The following is a 17,787-nucleotide window of genomic DNA, read 5'->3' as shown; positions in this document are numbered from 1 at the left end:
GCTATTCACCTCTTTCTTCCTTTGCTATTTTCCAATTAAAGCTTGTTTGTTCTTTTTCATTCGTCATAGAAATCCCATATTGTTTTTCTACGTTATTCATATTTATTTTCTCAAGTACGACATCATTTATGTTCATCCCGATTTCCCAATGGGTTTCTTTTTCTTTCATATTGAGAAAGAGTTCGTGCACATGGAACGCTTCTGCAGCATCTGATAAAACAGCTAATAATGCTTCACAAGCAGAGAGAAGCTTTTGCCCGTCAATGGATTTTTCCATTGATTCCAGCAAATCTATACGATAGGTTAATGCAAAAGAAGGGTAGTTATCCTGAAACCGCAATACCCAGATCATAAATGCATCAGCATTCAACCGCATCAGTTTTCGTTCCTCTTCATAAAACTTGATTACATCATCTAAATTCTTTTTTGCTTTATCTGCTTTTCCCATACTCAAATAACCGGAAACAATTTGTAATCGGTTCATTAGATCATGTCGATACTTCTGGATTAAACCAACTGTCTCCTTTTCGTCCATTCCTTCACCTCATTAAAATTGAGTATAGCAGAAATCAGAGGAAATCAAAAGTCGTAAACAGCAGAATCCGGCTATACTTTAGAAATCAAAGAAGGCTGCCGAGAGATTATCTCGACAGCCTGTCTTGTTCGTTTCTTAACTATACTGTTATCCGAGCATTATGCTTCTTTAGCTACAGGATAAACACTGACTTTTTTACGATCTCTACCGAAGCGTTCGAATCTCACAACACCATCGATTTTAGCAAAAAGCGTGTCATCCCCGCCGCGGCCAACATTCTCACCTGGATAAATTTTTGTACCGCGTTGACGATAAAGGATAGAACCGCCAGTTACAAACTGTCCATCAGCACGTTTAGATCCAAGTCGTTTTGATTCTGAATCACGACCGTTTTTTGAGCTACCTACACCTTTTTTAGATGCGAAAAATTGTAAATCAAGACGTAACATGAAAATGCACCTCCTTATGAAAATTTCAGTTCAATATGCTCCCCATAACTTTCTTCAATGGTTTCTAAAGAGACAATCATCCCTTTTATCAGCCACTGTATTTTTTCAAGTTTTTCGGAGCTTATATTTGTTGGAAGCTTCACAGCAAGATAACCGCCGTCAGCTCCCTGATCAATATCGAGGTCTGTCTCACATAGCTTCATAATTGCATTCACAGCACCAAATGTCACAGCTGAAACTCCTGCACAGACAAGATCATACCCATAAGGACCACTCTCTGCATGTCCAGTAAGTTTAAATGCTGTAACCTGATTGTCAGATTGAAAAACCGTTACCTGAATCATTATGAACAACAGATCCTTATAAGCTGATTTTATCGATTACAAGTTTCGTATATGGTTGACGATGACCTTGTTTACGATGATAGTTCTTTTTAGGCTTGAACTTCACAACGTCAATTTTCTTTTGACGGCCATGTTTTTCAACCTTAGCTGTTACAGATGCGCCATCCACATATGGAGCACCAACCTTCACATCGTCTCCGCCGACGAATAGGACTTTCTCAAAAGTCACCGTGTCATTCACTTCACCAGTAACTTTCTCTACATAAATTTCTTGTCCCTCAGTTACTTTAACTTGCTTACCACCAGTTTCAATAATTGCGTACATTTATATGCACCTCCTCTTTAAACTCAGACTCGCCATTCAGGTACTGCAGACAGCAGTTTTAAAACCTGTTCTGCGCGGTTGTAGCACGGGTGCTACTTTGCATAACAGATAAATCTTATCATTTTACAGGTTTCATTGTCAACCTTTTTTAAAAAATACCTTTATATTCGTCCATTTAGACGGAGTGTCTTTCAAATTATATAAAATAATGCATCCTTCTGCAAGAACCTTACCTTTAATTACACTGCGATATATCCGTTGATAAAGGGATAAATATCAATCATCTTCAGCCTGCACAGTCTGTCATTTATCTTTCTTCCATTTACTCATATATACAGCTTGTTCCACATATAATGAATCACACCACGCTATAAAGGATTGTGAGATGTATGGATAAAAACTTAAAAAGAATTCGCAAAGCCATTGAAATGCGTCAAAAAGCAAAAGGATTAAATCGAACAAATCGGAGCCAGCAAGAAGATTATCTGCAAAGTAACGCGTTACCGGAAATGGAAGAGTCTCACGGTTTTTATCCTTCTATATCCGCCAGCCATACAAATTCAGCAAGTCCTGAGAACAATTCCCGTATTACCAGTATTGCTGTGAAGGCTCTTTTGTCCGTTTCACTGTTTCTGGGGACCGCATTCGTTACAGAAATAGACAGGCCATTTATGCAACAGCCTAAAGAGTGGCTTACTTCCACTTTAACGAATCAATTTCCTTTTGCAAAAGTAAATGCATGGTATTCTGATGCATTTGGTGCTCCCCTGTCATTCAGGCCGAGTACAGTTTCAGAAGAAGTAACCAACGATGCAGGGTATCTTCCAGTCAACGGCATCATTTCAGAGCATTTCCATGAAAATGGGCAAGGCATCTATATTGAACCGGAGGGAGAAGAAAATGTAGCAGCTGTCCAAGAAGGTATTGTTGTGTTTGCCGGCAACGACCGTTCCACAGAAAAAACAGTCAAGATTCAGCATGCAGATGGAACCACGACACAATATGGCTTTTTAGATTCCATCGAGGTTCATTTATATCAGCATATTGCCAATGGGCAAGTTCTGGGAACCTCAGGAATGGAAATGGAAAGCGAAAGTTCATCTGTTTTTTTCGCAATTGAGCAAGAAAACCAATATATTGATCCTGAGCAGGTGATTCTGGTTGATCAACAGCCTTAAAAATTCCGTACAGCTTATTCATCTACATCCGATTCTTTGGATATTCTTTGTCATTTCCTTTTTAACAGGTTCTTTTACTGAACTTGCTATTATATTCAGCCTTGTTTTTCTTCACGAATTAGGGCACTATATTGCTGCTTCTTCCTTTAAATGGCGAATTTCCGCTATTATTCTTTGGGCTTTCGGCGGCGTCATGAAGACAGATGAACACGGGACTCGCCCCGTCCGTGAAGAAGTAATTGTTATACTGGCAGGTCCGATGGTACAAGTTTTCATATTTGGCTTCCTTTATAGCGCATTTTCCTTTGGAATGATACCAGACTATTACTACGGATTAATTCTTTATTATAATACAATCATCCTCTTATTTAACTTGCTGCCTATTTGGCCGCTGGATGGCGGAAAACTTGTTTTCTTAGCTTTAACTACTTTCTTAACCTTTAAAAAGGCGTATTATGTAACTATCATCAGCTCTTTAGTAATTTGTGCCCTGATTATTCTCGCTCAGCTTCTTTTCTTTCCATTTACACTGAGCAGTTTTCTTATTTGGCTCTTTTTAATACATGAAAATCGAAAAGAATGGAAATATCGCTTTTATGTATTTATCCGTTTCCTTTTAAAGAGATATGAGAGCGGACATTTTGTACGTGCTATCCAACCGATTTATGCCTCTCCTCAAGATAGCTTTTTGGATGTATTAGCCCGGTTTCATCGTGAAAAAAAACATACTATTTATATTGAATACCCTGATAGAGAACGCATTTCTGTGGAGGATAATGAATGCTTGGATTTCTATTTTAATGAGAGACCTTATCGAAAAACGATTGGAGAAGCTTTTACTGGCTACTGAATAAATAAAACATCCGCCACGGTACTTCCGCAGCGGATGTTTTATTTATAAGATTATTATATTTTAAAGAATGCTTTTACCTTTTGCATAAAACTTTTTTCTTCCTCGAGCGACTGAAGCGGAACGGTTTCGCCTAAAATCCTTCTGGCTATGTTGCGATAGCTGATAGAGGATTTAAAATTTGGATGCAGCGCAATGGGTTCTCCTTTATTAGAAGCTTTAATCATTTCTTCACTATCCGCTACAATCCCAATTAAATCAATTGCTAAGAGCTGAACAATATCGTCTACATCGAGCATATCGCCATTCTGCATCATATGATTACGGATTCGATTAATGACGAGTCTCGGCGGTTCGATCATATCTTCTTTTTCAATCAATCCGATAATTCGATCTGCATCGCGTACACTGGAATTTTCAGGTGTTGTGACTACAATCGCTCTGTCCGCACCAGCAATGGCATTTTGAAAGCCTTGTTCAATACCTGCCGGACAATCAATAATGATATAATCGTATTCTTGCTTTAATTCTGTCACGATCTCTTTCATTCCCTCTGTGGTGACAGATGACTTATCGCTTGTCTGTGCGGCAGGAAGTAAAGAAAGGTAATCAAAACGTTTATCTTTGATTAAAGCCTGCTGCAGCTTACAGCGCCCCTGAATAACGTCAACAATATCATAAATAATACGATTTTCCAGCCCCATAATTACATCGAGATTACGAAGGCCGATATCTGTATCGATTAAACAAACTTTTTTATCCATTAATGCTAAAGATGTCCCAATATTTGCAGTTGTCGTTGTTTTACCAACTCCACCTTTCCCGGATGTAATTACAATCGCTTCACCCATTATTCATTCTCCTCTCAAATGCGCTAATCACCTTTCTCTGTTTAGAAAGTATTTTGATAGAATCAATTACAATCTTGTTCTGATCCGGATCAATGATTCCGCATTCCATGTATACTCCATCTGCTTCATAATCAGGTGCCCGACTGATATATTCTGCAATTCGAAGCTGTGCCGGTTTCATATAAGAAGCAGCTATAAAAGCTTCTTGGTCCCCTTCTGTGCCAGCATGTGCAATTCCTAATAAGTTCCCCATGATATAGATGTTTCCTCTGGCTCTTACTCTGCCTCCAGGGTTCACATCACCAATCAGCAGCAAATCGCCTTCTGTTTCAAGAACTTGTCCAGATCGGACAATCTGGTTAACTACTTTTAATTTACTCTGATCCAGCCAAGTTTTTGCATCTTTGATTGGTATAACTTCGGATTCCATTGCTTCAATCTGGAAACGATTCTTCTCTTCAATAATTTTCTTTAATTGATTGCGCTGTTCCTCGGTTAAATAACGGTGTCCGAGTTTTACTTTTACAGAAACTACAGGTTCCTCTTTTTTCGGGCTGCTTTCATCAAGCTTTTTGATTAAATCTTGGACAATTTCTTCAAAAGAAGAATTTTCATCTATAAATAAAATCAAACCATCTCTTGTCCCTTTAATCGTGATGGTCGGTTTGGTTTCTTGCACGATATATTCACCTCTTTTTTCTACAGCCAGCATAAAAGCAGATTACTGACTGAGCAGAGTCCGCCGCTCTTTCATAAATATACGTTTGAACAGATTTATTTCAAACGGTCAGATCAGGTTAATTCTCTTCCCCATTTCCGTATCGGTTTTATTATTAGCGGATAGATTAATACCAGGAATAAAAGATTCAAAAGAATAGTAGGCACTAATCGATTCAATAAGTATACTTCTATCGGCATATCTGCTAATCCAATCACAGTGAAAACCGTATAGACACTTAGATCAGCCAAAGCTATTCCAAAAGCGGAAAGGATTAACAGCACATAAAAGTTACCTTGCAGCATTTTCTTTAAACCGCGGACAATGTAAATTACCAGTGCATAAGAAAACATATAAACACCTAAAATACCTGTATACACAATATCAAAAAGCAATCCAAAAATAAGTGCATATAAAACAGCATAATAAGTATCATTACGGTCGTAGAATATGGCAATGTAAATGAGCATAATAAACAGCCAGTGCGGCACAATCATATATGTACCCATTAATAACTGTTGAGGTAAAAGCTCTAAAGCCACGCCGCTGAGTACCATGACGACGAACAGAATCAAAGGGAATATCACACGTCTAGTCAAGACTCGTCATCCCCTTCTTCAACATCGTCTTCCGGCTGGTCAATAGAACGGTTCACAACAATAACATTGCGGATGTCAAATAAATCCGCCGCCGGTTCGACCATTGCGATTCTGGTCAATCCATATTGGTCGGCAACTACTTCATTTACTTCACCAATGGTTATGCCAGCAGGAAACTCTCCGCCAAGTTCTGAGGAATATACGGTATCTCCTTCCTCGATATCTGTATCCGATTCTTCAATAATGCGGAATAAGAGCATCTCTGTCTCTTCATCGAACCCTTCTATCATTCCAAAAATATCACTGTCGTCTTCTCTCAATACAGTTGCAGAAACACGGTTGAACTCGTCAAAACCTGTCAGTAATTGTACCGTGGCCGTACCCCCTGATGTATGAAGCACTTTTCCAATCATTCCTTCAGCTGTACGCACAACCATATTTTCCTGTACCCCGTCATTCTCTCCGCGATTAATGGTTACCTGATTAACCCATTGCTCCGGCGAACGGGCAATCACTGTTGCATAGATTGGTTCATAGTCTCGAGCTGTTTCCGTCATATCAATCATGGAACGCAGCTCTTCATTTTCTTCTTCCAGATTTTGCAGGTCATAGGCTACACTTTTTTGTTGAGAAAGCTGCTCCCTTAATACCTGGTTCTCTTCATATGTTGTCTTGAAATCACTGATATTGGAAGCAATATCAGTGACAAACGTTACTGGAGCCTGTGCAACATTCTGCACCCACCCCACGGCATCACTGACAATCTTTTCACCAACGTTTAAATGTCCGCGATTGTTTAGAGAATATCCTATTAATACGACGAGTACAATAAATCCGATAAGGATTATAAATAATTTCTTGCTTCGAAAAAAATTCATACAAACACCTACTTATTAATTTAACGCGCGTGAAGACACACTCGGAGCTGAACGGAATTGTTCGATGTAATCTAGTGATTTTCCAGTTCCAATTGCCACGCTTTCCAATGGTTCCTCTGTAACAAATGCAGGAATTTTCGTTTCATCACTAATGACTTTATCCAGATTTTCTAATAGAGCACCGCCTCCGGATAAGACGATTCCTCTATCCATGATATCAGCCGATAATTCTGGCGGCGTTTTTTCCAATGTTGTTTTGACAGCATTCACAATTGCATCAATATTATCATCCAAAGCTCCAGAAATTTCTTCCGATGTAACTGTAATTGTTTTTGGCAATCCCGTCAACAAATCACGCCCTCTAATATCCCGTTCTTCTCCAACAATGCCTTTTTTCGCTGCTGCTATATCCATTTTAATCGATTCAGCGGATCTTTCTCCAATCATTAGGTTATATTTTTTTCTTATGTAAGAGATAATCGCTTCATCCATATCATCTCCTGCAATTCGAATGGAGCTGCTCGTTACAATTCCTCCCAATGAAATAACAGCGATTTCCGTCGTTCCTCCGCCGATATCAACGATCATACTTCCTGTCGGTTCCCAGACAGGAAGCCCTGCTCCAATTGCCGCTGCAAAGGGCTCTGCAATCGGATAGGCTTCTTTCGCACCGGCTTGCTTCGTTGCATCAATAACTGCCCGTTCCTCCACCATGGTGATGCCAGATGGAACACAAATCATTACATTAGGTTTCTTAGCAAAAAGAGAACGTTTCTTCATTGCTTTTTTCATATAGTAGTTCATCATGATGGAAGTAGTATCGTAATCTGCAATTACCCCATCCTTCATCGGGCGGACAACAGAAATATTTCCGGGTGTACGCCCAATCATCATTCTTGCATCACTTCCAACAGCCTCGACGGCCCCAGTCTCCAAATTTTTAGCTACAACAGAAGGCTCTCGGACAATAACTCCTTTACCTTTTACATAAACCAATGTATTTGCTGTTCCTAAATCAATTCCTAAATCCTGTGAAAAGTTAAATATCCCCATAAATTTCATCCTTTCCGTTCTTCCATCAAATATTAATTTTTAGCTGTTCCTCTATCACGGATAGCCATCCGTAAAATTCCCTTGGAAGGCAATTTCGTTTTATATCAGCACTCTAGAATGTATTCCTTTCGCAGTAAAGCTTCGTTTGCAGGGGATGAAAAGAACCGCCCTGCAGAATGGAGTGATACTTTATACAATTCTAAGAAGCGCCACTTTTATATTTTCCGAAAAATGGCGCTGAAAATTAATTCCAAATATAATTATACGAAAAAAACGCTAAAATAGATAGTATTTATAAGTATCCTTTTTGTTTTAATGAAACAAAACACTCATTCCCAATAACTAAATGATCAATAACCTTTATTCCAATGATATCTCCAGATTCGACAAGACGCTTTGTAACAAGAATATCTTCTTGTGAGGGGGTTGGATCTCCGGAGGGGTGGTTATGGCAAACTAGTATGGAGGCGGCTGACCGTTTTACAGCTTCCCGGAACAGCTCACGGGGGTGGACGATAGAAGCATTCAACGAACCGATAAAGATAGTCTGCCGGTGAATGATTTGATTTTTAGTATTTAAAAAAAGCGCTACAAAATGCTCCTGTGATAAATTACGCATCTCTTCCATAACGTAATTCGCGCCGTCTTCTGGAGAGCGGATTACATAGGCATCCACCGGCTTATAGCTGCTGATTCGCTTTCCAAGCTCAATGGCAGCCAGTATATTTAAACTTTTTGCCGTTCCAATCCCTTTAATCGCTGTCAATTCTTCCACGGTGGCATCTCTTAGCAGTTTAATTCCTTCAAAATGCATCAAAATACGGTCTGCTAGTAATTGGACAGGTTCATTTTTAGAGCCGCTGCCGATTAGAATAGAAAGTATTTCCTGATTGCTCAACTTATCCGCTCCATGCTTTAACAAACGCTCCCTCGGTCTGTCTTCTGTAGGTAAATCTCGTATAAAAATTGGTTTTGCCACGGGTATCCCGCCTTTCGTTTATTTATTGCAGTTCAACTGGCTGTTGGTCACAAATGTCCCAGAGACGGCGTAAACTTAGCCTTTGTTCCTTCTTCAACGGAGATAAAACTTTCGCTGAATGAAGTTTCCTTTATATCATAGCGAGAACACACTTTTCCTACAACTTGACAATTATCCATTTTCAATAAGAATTATCTAGTAATAATCGTTGTTTTCTAATAAAAAATTGTTGTTTTGATAACCTTGTACTACTATAAAAATAAATTTTATGTAAAATCAGCAGTTCATTATAAAACCCTTAGAAAGCGGGCATCTCAATCCAGCTTTCTAAGGGTTTTATAACGTCTGCTCCCTATAATTCGTCATAGATTTTCATCCAGGTCAACAATTGGTAAAAAGAAGGCTCTCCTTGCATTTCGGTTATGCTGCTTAATAATTCATCAATCGCCACAGTCTCTGCAGGAGCCTTGTCCACTAGAGCAGCTATCTCTTCCTCAGGAATCGGCTGATTGGACTCTGTCTGCTGAAGCTGCTCCTCAAAAAAAGCTTGAAACGCTGTGATCCATTCCCTTTCTGCTTCGGTCATTTCTATGTCCTTTGTCTGCGTTCCCCATGCCTTCACATAAAGCTCTGCTTGATTATCGGAAAGGGATGCAGCAAGAGCCTGTGCAGCATCCTCTGACGATGCAACTCCTGCCATTAGATAAAACTCCCCATCCCTGTCAAAAAATACAGATGGAATATTTAAATTCTTCAAGCTGGCGATTAATGGGTCAGCATTTTCTTGATCTGAAAAAACACCTGCTTGAAGGATATAGGTTTCTAACGAAGCGAGTGTGACAGCAATAACATCTGGACTGGCTTCTTCTTTTTCTGCCGGCGTTACCGCTGGGGTTGTTTGGGATGGATTTTCAGCACTTGTCGGTGTATCAACCTGCAGAAACATCCGGAAAATTAAAAAACCAATCAAGGTACCGACAAGCACAGCACTTCCCCCACTAATCAGGATTGTTTTCCATACAGGATTTCTTTTTAATTTTCCCTTATTCGTGCCTTTAACGGCTGTCAGCGTGGTGATGTCTGTTTCTTCTGGTTCGTTCTCCAGCGTTGCTGCCGATGTTCTTTCTGCACTATCATCTTTGGAGGATGTATGGACTTTGTATGTCCAAGTACCTTTCGTATCTTTTATTCTATGCAGTTTATGTTTTGTCATTCATCCAGCCCTCCAGTGCCAGTTTTGTTTCACTCTAGCACAGCCCTTGTAAAAAGTAAGGCGAATCATGACACTATCTATTATAATCGTTCTACAATTTTCTTAATAATCCTCCCTCTATTCAGACGCTTCAAGTGACTTCACAAAAGAACGGATATAATCAACAAAATGAAAGGAACCTGTTATCAGGATCGGTGCCATTGACGTTTTTATTTTTTCTTTCATCCATGCCTGCCAGTCCTCGACCTGCTCTCCCTTATCTTGCAGCGGATAATCGGTTAGGGCAGCTGCCCGGGGATGATCAAACGATGTTATATATAAGTTTGGAAAGACATCTGCCAGCAGACGCTGCATTTCTTCTATATCCTTATCTTTAAAAGCTGCAAACAGTACATGTACTTTTCTTCTTGGATAAATAGCTCTCACAGTTTTAATAAAAGCTCTTACTCCTGCTTCGTTATGAGCACCATCTACTAGAATAAACGGGTTATCATGAATCTTTTCCATTCTGCCGGGGATGGTCACTTTTTGGATTGCTTCGATGGACGTGTGCATATCCAGATGACCGAATCGATTTTTTAACACTTTTAACGCCTGTATCGCTACGGAAGCATTATGATGCTGATGTAATCCAATTGTCCGAAGCTTTACTCGGTAACGTGAGCCAAGGTTTTTCCATTCAAATTCATCTATCTGGATATTTTCCATCGTAAAGTCCATCCCAAAACGATATAATACTGCTCTATTTTTATTTGCTTCATTAACAATTGGAGTGAGTGCCTCTCCCTCTACCCCTGTTATAATCGGAGTATGAGGTTTTATAATTCCAGCTTTATGCGCTGCGATTTCCACAAGTGTATCTCCCAAAAAAGCAGTATGGTCCTTGGAAACCGTGGTAATAATGGATAAAACTGGTTGTATCACATTGGTCGTATCGTCTCTTCCGCCCATACCAGCTTCAATAATAGCTATATCAACATTTCTGGAGAAATATAAAAATGCCATTGCTGTCATAATTTCAAAATGGCTTGGCGGTTTGCCTTCTCGATCCATTTGTTCAATGACCGGTTCTATTTCCTCAAACAACTCTGCAAATACATCTTCTGAAATAAATTCCCCGTTGTAAAGGATAAACCCGGTTAAACCGTTTAAACTCGGTGATGTAAAGGTTCCAATCCGATAACGATTTGCTCTTAAAGCAGCCTGCAAAAAAGCTCCTGTGGACCCTTTTCCGTTTGTACCGGCAATGTGGACCGAAGTAAACTTCTTCTCCGGATGATCTAAAGCTTCTAATAATGCTTCTATCCGGTCTAGTCCAGGCTGTACACCAAGCTTCTGACGTTTTTCAAAAAATTCATGGATGTTCGTACGCATCTTTCTTTCCTCCTTTATCTATTTCATCGTATACTAATTATCACAGCATAAGCGTCTGTGCTTTTCCCTGCTATATTACATACAGCTAAAAATTTTTTTATACAGGGAAGTGGCCGCTTCATCTCCTCAGTGACTGCCTTAAGGTTATCAGGAGAAATTGACCAATAGCTAAATTTTCACCCTTTAGCAGAAAGGATGTACAACTTTGAATTATACTGGCTGGATTATTATTAATGGAAGTATCGCAACGGATAAATTTATCGATTATGCAACTATGATTGAAGAAGCCGCTGCAAAACAAAAAATGAAAACCATTTGTTTAAAAAATGATGCGGTTTTAACTTTATTATGCCCGAAAAATGGAACGGTGTCACCTATACCAAACCATAATAAACTGCCTGATTTTGCTTTTTTTATCGACAAGGATATTTATCTGGCAAGACAGCTGGAGCAGTTGGGGGTTCGTGTCTTTAATAGTTCACTTGCTATCGAAATCAGCGACGATAAAATCTACACCTATCAAATGCTCATGAGAAATCAGCTTCCTATTCCGGAAACGGTTATTGCTCCTAAAAAATATCATGCAGATAATCTGCCATCCGACTATATCCAGGAAATAATCAATCATTTTGGATTTCCGCTGATTGTGAAAGAAGCATATGGCTCCTTTGGTGAACAGGTTCATTTAATCGACAATCAACAGAGCTTAACAGATATTATCTCGAATATTGGCGAGCGCCCCTTCGTATTTCAGCGTTATATAGAGGAAAGCAGAGGCAGGGATATTCGCGTTCAGGTAGTTGGTGACAAAGCGATAACTGCTGTGGAACGGCAAAACGAAGTAGATTTTCGGGCAAATGTAACTAATGGAGGCAAAATGCTGCCCTTTCCCCTTAATGAGAATACAGAAAAGCTGGCTGTAGCAGCAGCTAAAGCCATTGGAGCTGATTTTGCCGGTGTCGATTTATTGTTTGGCCAAGACAGTGAACTGCTGATTTGTGAAATAAATGCGAATGCACATATCCGCAATCTTTATGAGTGTACGGGCGTCAACGCCGCTGATTACATGATAACTTATATAAAAAAGGAGCTTTCCCGATGAATGGATGGCTGATATATACGAAAGCAGATTCAATAAGAAATAAAAGCTATATCGACTGGTTTATAGATGAAGCTAAAAAGCAATCCATCTATCTCAGATTATTGATCAGGGAAGATCTATCGATTGGCATAAATCAAAATAAACAGGTTATCTATGCGAATGGAGAAGAAATCTGTGCAGATTTCGCAGTTATCCGGACAATGGAACCTCTGCTCAATAAACAATTAGAACAAATGGGAATTACCGTATTTAATCACTCTATAATCTCAGAAACATTTAATCATAAAGCATATGGCTATCTCGCTATCCAGCAACTAGGTATTCCTGTTCCGGAAACCTATTTTTTCCCCGGAAAGATGGCCCCTCCCTCCTTGCCTTTTAACTTCCCTTTTGTTGCCAAAACAGCTAATGGGAAAGGAGGAAAGCAGGTTGCGATGCTTCATAGCCAAAAAGAATGGGAAGCATACCGCCAGAGCCTGACCGAAGACTATGTACTTCAGTCTTCTCAACATATTCAGCCGGGCAAGGATTTACGCGTGTTCGTGATTGGTACAAGGATTATAGCAGCTGTTTTACGTGAGAACTTAAACGATTTTCGAGCAAACTACTCTCTTGGCGGAACAGCATCTCTGTATACGTTAAATGAAACAGAAAAAAGTATCGTTCAAACAATTATAAATGCTTATGATTTCGGCCTTGCCGGTATTGATTTTATGTTCACGGAAAATGGAGAATTTATATTTAATGAAATTGAAGACGCCGTTGGTTCGCGTACGTTGAGCAAACTCAGCGATATCAATATATTAGAAGAATATGTAACGTATATAAAAGAAAAAATGCTATGAGAAATTGTCTCATAGCATTTTTAATTACTGTTTTAATTCTGCTAAACGGGCTTTTACTTTCGCCTGTTTATCCAGATAATCTTTTTCTTTTTGTTTTTCTTCTTCCACTAAGGATTCTGGTGCTTTGCTGATAAAGCCTTGGTTAGAGAGCTTTTTCTGCACTCTTTCTACTTCTTTGTTCCATTTAGCGAGTTCGTTTTCCAAACGTGCGATTTCTTTATCAAAGTCAATCAGGCCTTCTAAAGGAAGGAAGATTTCTGCACCTGTCACAACAGAGGTCATCGCTTTGTCCGGTGCTGCAATATCTTCTGCAATTTGCAGAGAGCTCGGGTTACAGAAACGCTCTAAATACTCCCGATTCTTTTCTAATTCCTGCACAAGCTCTTCATTTTCTGCGGAGATAAGTATCTCAATTTGCTTAGACATCGGTGTATCTACCTCTGCCCGGCTGTTACGTACAGATTTGATAATAGCAACTAAGCGCTGCATTTCAGAAACTGCTTTTTTATCATCAAATGCCGGATTTACTTTTGGCCATTCGCTGACTGTAATAGATGCTCCTTCATGCGGAAGCTGCTGCCAGATCTCCTCTGTAATAAAAGGCATAAACGGATGCAGCATACGCATCGTCTGGTCTAATACATGTGCCAATACAGAACGGGTTGTATTTTTCTTGGCTTCATCTTCACCATACAGCGCCAGCTTAGCCATTTCAATGTACCAATCACAGAATTCATCCCAAATAAAGTTGTAGAGATATCTTCCTGCTTCGCCAAATTCATATTTATCTGCATTTCTCGTTACATGGTCAATTGTTTCATTCAATCGGGATAAAATCCATCTGTCTGCAACCGTTAAGTCCCCTGTTAAATCAATATCCTCATACTGGAACCCTTCCATATTCATCAGAGAAAAACGGGAGGCATTCCATACTTTATTGGCAAAATTCCAGGTAGACTCGATTCGTTCCCAATGAAAACGCAGGTCCTGACCAGGTGTAGAACCAGTCATTAAGAAATAACGCAGCGAATCGGCACCGTATTTATCAATGACATCCATCGGGTCTACACCGTTCCCCAGGGATTTACTCATTTTTCTTCCTTCAGCATCACGAATTAAGCCATGCAGCAATGTATCCTCAAATGGACGTTCATTCATAAATTCCTTTGATTGGAAAATCATCCGGGATACCCAGAAGAAAATAATATCATAGCCTGTTACCAAAACATTGGTAGGGAAATAACGTTTCAAATCAGCGGATTCTTCATTCGGCCAGCCCATGGTAGAGAACGGCCATAAGGCAGATGAGAACCATGTATCCAATACATCCTCATCCTGCTCCCAGTTTTCAACATCCTCCGGCGTTTCTTTACCTACATAAATTTCACCTGTTACTTTATGGTACCAGGCCGGAATCCGGTGCCCCCACCATAATTGTCTGGAAATACACCAGTCACGGATATTATCCATCCAGTTGAAATATGTTTTTTCAAATCGCTCTGGTACAAAGTTGACTTTTTCCGCGTCAGAATCCTGCATCTTCAAAGCTGATTCTGCCAACGGCTCCATTTTTACAAACCATTGTGTAGATAAGTAAGGCTCTACCACTGCACCGCTTCTCTCCGAATGCCCGACCTGATGCGGACGTTCTTCGATTTCAAAGAGCACACCCTGCTCTTGCAGGTCTTTAACCAGCTGCTTCCGGCATTCAAAACGGTCTAATCCCTGATACTTCCCTGCATTTTCATTCATGGTGCCATCTTCGTTCATCACAAGCACACGCTCTAGATTATGACGGTTCCCAATCTCAAAGTCATTCGGATCATGAGCAGGTGTAATTTTAACTGCTCCGGAGCCAAGCTCCATATCTACATAATCATCTGCAACAATTTGCATTTCTCTTCCTACAATCGGCAGGATAACCGTTTTTCCGATTAAATGCTGATAGCGTTCATCTTTTGGATGCACCGCAACCGCCGTATCACCGAGCATAGTTTCCGGCCGGGTTGTCGCAATCTCAATTGTTTCATCACTATCCTTTATCGGGTAGCGCATATGATAAAATTTCCCTGGAATCTCTTCATAAATCACCTCAATATCAGAAAGAGCTGTTTTCGTGGAGGGATCCCAGTTAATAATATATTCGCCGCGATAAATCAATCCTTTTTCGTAAAGACGGACAAATACCTCCCGAACAGCTTTAGACAAACCTTCATCTAACGTGAAACGTTCCCGGGAATAGTCTAATCCAAGTCCAAGCTTCTCCCACTGCGAGCGGATAAAGCTTGCATATTCCTCTTTCCACTCCCAGGATTTTTCAAGAAATTTCTCCCGTCCAAGCTCATAGCGGCTGGTTCCCAATTCTTTTAATTTTGCTTCTACCTTCGCCTGGGTAGCAATCCCCGCATGATCCATTCCAGGAAGCCATAATACATCATAGCCCTGCATACGCTTCATACGTGTGATTGTATCCTGCATCGTGGTATCCCATGCATGCCCTAAATGCAATCGTCCTGTTACATTTGGCGGCGGAATCACAATGGAATACGGCTCCTTCTTCGGATCATCTTTTGCTTCAAAAAACTTCCCATCTAACCAAAATTGATATCTTCCTGCTTCCACTTCTTGTGGATTATATTTAGGAGGAAGCTGATTTTGTTTATCTGACATGTTAAAAAACCTCCTTCATTCATTCAACTAAAAAAACCTTTTCATCCTTATACATAAAGGACGAAAAGGTATATTTCCGTGGTACCACCTTTGTTTGCTGATCAATAAAAGCTGTTGCAGCCTGATTGAAGCACACTTATGGTCATGAATATCGGCTGACAACCGGAATCTCCTACTCCATTTTTCAAAGATTCTACATCAGAGACGACTTCAAGAACAACCTTCCCAGGAAATTTTCAGCACAGGATTTCCCTCTCTAAGAGCGTTTTTTCTTTACTACTTCTCTTCCACGTGTTCGTATGTTTTCTTCGTAACATTTATTTTATCGTTTCCTTCTGAGAACGTCAACTAGATTTTCATATATTTACCGATAAATAGGCTTGTTCCCGGTTCATTAAAAAAAGTGTATCTATATTATTGACACACCTTTCAAGCATTTATACATAACATAATATATCAAATTTCTAAAGTTTATCTTTATCAAACAAACAGGAGGTGAAAAAAGATGTCTCGTTTCTATCGTTACCGGCTCCCGCCATGGGCTAGAAAATGTATTTTTGTTGCGGAAACCGTGTGTACACCAATTATGATTTTCCAGCTTATCCGGACGCTTTTAATACCAACAACACTTGATATTTTATTACTTGGACTCCTAATTGGTCTAGTGGTAGCTTTTTATCTGCAATGGATTTAGTCTGGCTGTTCTTCCTTGGACTCATATGTTTCTTGTATAAACTCCACCCAATTCATCCCAAATTCTAAACGACGGAATTGCTGCTGCAGCTCTTTGACCTGATTAACCATCGATTTCTTTGTGCGGCGGTCTGTATAATTCTTGAGTACACTTAAATAGAATGATGGATTTAGTAAATAGACAGAAACAAGATGCATTTCCTTTACAGTCAGATGATTTGTTTTTTGATAGACGGTAAATGCTTGCTGTATCGTTTCTTCAGGCTGGTTATAAGCGCCTGTCAATCCTCGGAAATAATGGGATAAATCACGTGCCGGATGTTCAAAACCACCTGATTCCCAATTAATTAAATAGCCTCCCTTTGAATGCGTATCATCGACTCGTTGATGACATAAGCTGGAAGACCATAAAATCTCCGTTTCTTCCTCTCCATAGATTTGATACAGTTTATCTTGCAGCAGCCCTACAGCATGGCAAACACCCTTATAATGCGTGCAATAAAGCAGTTCAAACGGTGACATATATTTTCGGCTTTCATAATCGGTGACGCGAACATGGAGCTGATCTAAGGATTGCTTGCAAAAGCTCGAAAATCCTTGAAATGATTCTTTAAGACGATCGGATTTAATACGGCTGGTCTGCCTTGTCTTTTTATGAATCTGTGCAAGTGTCTGCATTGTTCGCTCAATGTTATACGCGGAATCTGTGACCTCCGGAGAGTCAATCCAAGGTGTTAAATAATAGTAAAAGTTTTCCTCCTTATGAAAAAATGCATTGTCCCGGGTTAAATACACAGGTAAAATCTCTGTCACATTTTTTTCACGAGCAATACGGTAGACATGCTGCCAATTCTCCATCGTCTGTTCTGTTAAAAAACTGCGCTTCAAAGCATATTCCTGCATACCGTCAAATACTTTTACAACACGCTCTGTCTGTTTTTCGATACTGACGGGATAGATATGATATGCTTCCAGGACCTTCTTCCATATATTCACTACATGTCACCCCTTATTTGTAAACTCGGAATTGCTCGTGTATATCAAATCTGCATTACATCTGAATATTAACCTGTATAAAATAATTAAAAACATAGATTATGTAAAACTCCGGCACAAATAATCTCATTCATT

Annotated in this window: 19 protein-coding genes and 2 other annotated features; of the genes, 5 read left to right on the top strand and 14 right to left on the bottom strand. The window is 39.7% G+C overall.

Annotated features, from left to right (window positions below; genetic code table 11):
• Position 1: 1 nt before the first annotated feature.
• From ACFO3P_RS19075 to rplU, 4 genes are all read right to left on the bottom strand, one after another.
• Positions 2-535 (bottom strand): Spo0B domain-containing protein, encoded by a 534-nt coding sequence (locus ACFO3P_RS19075; RefSeq protein WP_289584814.1) that lies wholly within the window; start codon positions 533-535, stop codon positions 2-4.
• A 158-nt stretch (positions 536-693) separates the two neighbouring features.
• The gene (gene rpmA / locus ACFO3P_RS19070) at positions 694-984 is read right to left on the bottom strand and encodes a 50S ribosomal protein L27 (RefSeq protein WP_042534381.1); all 291 of its coding nucleotides are present in this window, start codon (positions 982-984) and stop codon (positions 694-696) included.
• Between the two features lie 14 nt (positions 985-998).
• The gene (locus ACFO3P_RS19065; protein ID WP_289584815.1) at positions 999-1,328 is read right to left on the bottom strand and encodes a ribosomal-processing cysteine protease Prp; all 330 of its coding nucleotides are present in this window, start codon (positions 1,326-1,328) and stop codon (positions 999-1,001) included.
• A gap of 16 nt (positions 1,329-1,344) precedes the next feature.
• Positions 1,345-1,653, bottom strand: a complete 309-nt coding sequence (gene rplU / locus ACFO3P_RS19060; protein WP_042534385.1) for a 50S ribosomal protein L21 — start codon at positions 1,651-1,653, stop codon at positions 1,345-1,347.
• Between the two features lie 15 nt (positions 1,654-1,668).
• Positions 1,669-1,743 (bottom strand) — a sequence feature (ribosomal protein L21 leader region).
• Between the two features lie 299 nt (positions 1,744-2,042).
• Here rplU and ACFO3P_RS19055 point away from each other — a divergent pair.
• Positions 2,043-2,831 carry a M23 family metallopeptidase gene (locus ACFO3P_RS19055; protein WP_042534387.1) on the top strand — a complete coding sequence of 263 codons (789 nt, stop codon included), beginning with the start codon at positions 2,043-2,045 and terminating at the stop codon, positions 2,829-2,831.
• Positions 2,815-3,681 carry a M50 family metallopeptidase gene (locus ACFO3P_RS19050; RefSeq protein ID WP_052485080.1) on the top strand — a complete coding sequence of 289 codons (867 nt, stop codon included), beginning with the start codon at positions 2,815-2,817 and terminating at the stop codon, positions 3,679-3,681. Before ACFO3P_RS19055 ends, ACFO3P_RS19050 begins: the two co-directional genes overlap by 17 nt.
• Before the next feature lie 56 nt (positions 3,682-3,737).
• On the opposite strand, the gene minD is transcribed toward ACFO3P_RS19050, so the two are convergent.
• From minD to ACFO3P_RS19010, 8 genes are all read right to left on the bottom strand, one after another.
• Entirely contained in the window at positions 3,738-4,532 is a 795-nt protein-coding gene (minD, locus tag ACFO3P_RS19045) for a septum site-determining protein MinD (protein WP_042534389.1), read from the bottom strand.
• On the bottom strand, positions 4,525-5,211 hold the full coding sequence (gene minC / locus ACFO3P_RS19040; RefSeq protein ID WP_042536291.1) for a septum site-determining protein MinC: 687 nt from the start codon (positions 5,209-5,211) through the stop codon (positions 4,525-4,527). The genes minD and minC overlap by 8 nt, the downstream gene beginning before the upstream one ends.
• A 113-nt stretch (positions 5,212-5,324) precedes the next feature.
• Entirely contained in the window at positions 5,325-5,849 is a 525-nt protein-coding gene (gene mreD / locus ACFO3P_RS19035) for a rod shape-determining protein MreD (RefSeq protein ID WP_042534391.1), read from the bottom strand.
• Entirely contained in the window at positions 5,846-6,727 is an 882-nt protein-coding gene (gene mreC / locus ACFO3P_RS19030) for a rod shape-determining protein MreC (protein ID WP_042534393.1), read from the bottom strand. The genes mreD and mreC overlap by 4 nt, the downstream gene beginning before the upstream one ends.
• Positions 6,728-6,742: 15 nt before the next feature.
• Entirely contained in the window at positions 6,743-7,780 is a 1,038-nt protein-coding gene (locus tag ACFO3P_RS19025; protein ID WP_289584816.1) for a rod shape-determining protein, read from the bottom strand.
• A 292-nt stretch (positions 7,781-8,072) separates the two neighbouring features.
• Positions 8,073-8,759: a RadC family protein gene (gene radC, locus ACFO3P_RS19020; RefSeq protein WP_084612981.1), complete on the bottom strand. Its 687-nt coding sequence runs from the start codon at positions 8,757-8,759 to the stop codon at positions 8,073-8,075.
• Between the two features lie 352 nt (positions 8,760-9,111).
• Positions 9,112-9,972 (bottom strand): SPOR domain-containing protein, encoded by an 861-nt coding sequence (locus ACFO3P_RS19015; RefSeq protein ID WP_042534396.1) that lies wholly within the window; start codon positions 9,970-9,972, stop codon positions 9,112-9,114.
• 117 nt (positions 9,973-10,089) lie between these two features.
• Positions 10,090-11,346: a bifunctional folylpolyglutamate synthase/dihydrofolate synthase gene (locus tag ACFO3P_RS19010; RefSeq protein WP_289584817.1), complete on the bottom strand. Its 1,257-nt coding sequence runs from the start codon at positions 11,344-11,346 to the stop codon at positions 10,090-10,092.
• 205 nt (positions 11,347-11,551) lie between these two features.
• Here ACFO3P_RS19010 and ACFO3P_RS19005 point away from each other — a divergent pair, with 205 nt between their 5' ends.
• Together ACFO3P_RS19005 and ACFO3P_RS19000 are read left to right on the top strand one after the other, a co-directional pair.
• A complete protein-coding gene (locus tag ACFO3P_RS19005; protein ID WP_042534400.1) occupies positions 11,552-12,448 on the top strand; it encodes a RimK family alpha-L-glutamate ligase in 897 nt (298 codons plus the stop codon).
• On the top strand, positions 12,445-13,293 hold the full coding sequence (locus tag ACFO3P_RS19000) for an ATP-grasp domain-containing protein (protein WP_256704754.1): 849 nt from the start codon (positions 12,445-12,447) through the stop codon (positions 13,291-13,293). The genes ACFO3P_RS19005 and ACFO3P_RS19000 overlap by 4 nt, the downstream gene beginning before the upstream one ends.
• Positions 13,294-13,317: 24 nt before the next feature.
• On the opposite strand, the gene ACFO3P_RS18995 is transcribed toward ACFO3P_RS19000, so the two are convergent.
• On the bottom strand, positions 13,318-15,963 hold the full coding sequence (locus ACFO3P_RS18995; protein WP_193062319.1) for a valine--tRNA ligase: 2,646 nt from the start codon (positions 15,961-15,963) through the stop codon (positions 13,318-13,320).
• Positions 15,964-16,016: 53 nt separating this feature from the next.
• Positions 16,017-16,262: a binding site (T-box leader), on the bottom strand.
• Between the two features lie 206 nt (positions 16,263-16,468).
• Between ACFO3P_RS18995 and ACFO3P_RS18990 the strand changes: the two genes are divergently transcribed.
• Positions 16,469-16,657 carry a hypothetical protein gene (locus ACFO3P_RS18990; RefSeq protein WP_193062321.1) on the top strand — a complete coding sequence of 63 codons (189 nt, stop codon included), beginning with the start codon at positions 16,469-16,471 and terminating at the stop codon, positions 16,655-16,657.
• Here ACFO3P_RS18990 and ysxE read toward each other — a convergent pair.
• Positions 16,654-17,652 (bottom strand): spore coat protein YsxE, encoded by a 999-nt coding sequence (ysxE, locus tag ACFO3P_RS18985; protein WP_193062323.1) that lies wholly within the window; start codon positions 17,650-17,652, stop codon positions 16,654-16,656. The genes ACFO3P_RS18990 and ysxE overlap by 4 nt on opposite strands.
• Positions 17,653-17,787: the final 135 nt, after the last annotated feature.

This window comes from Oceanobacillus aidingensis, from assembly GCF_042654105.1.
Taxonomy (GTDB): Bacteria; Bacillota; Bacilli; order Bacillales; family Amphibacillaceae; genus Oceanobacillus; species Oceanobacillus oncorhynchi.
Note: the sequence above shows the minus strand (reverse complement) of the source record. Positions and strands in the feature narration are given on the sequence as shown.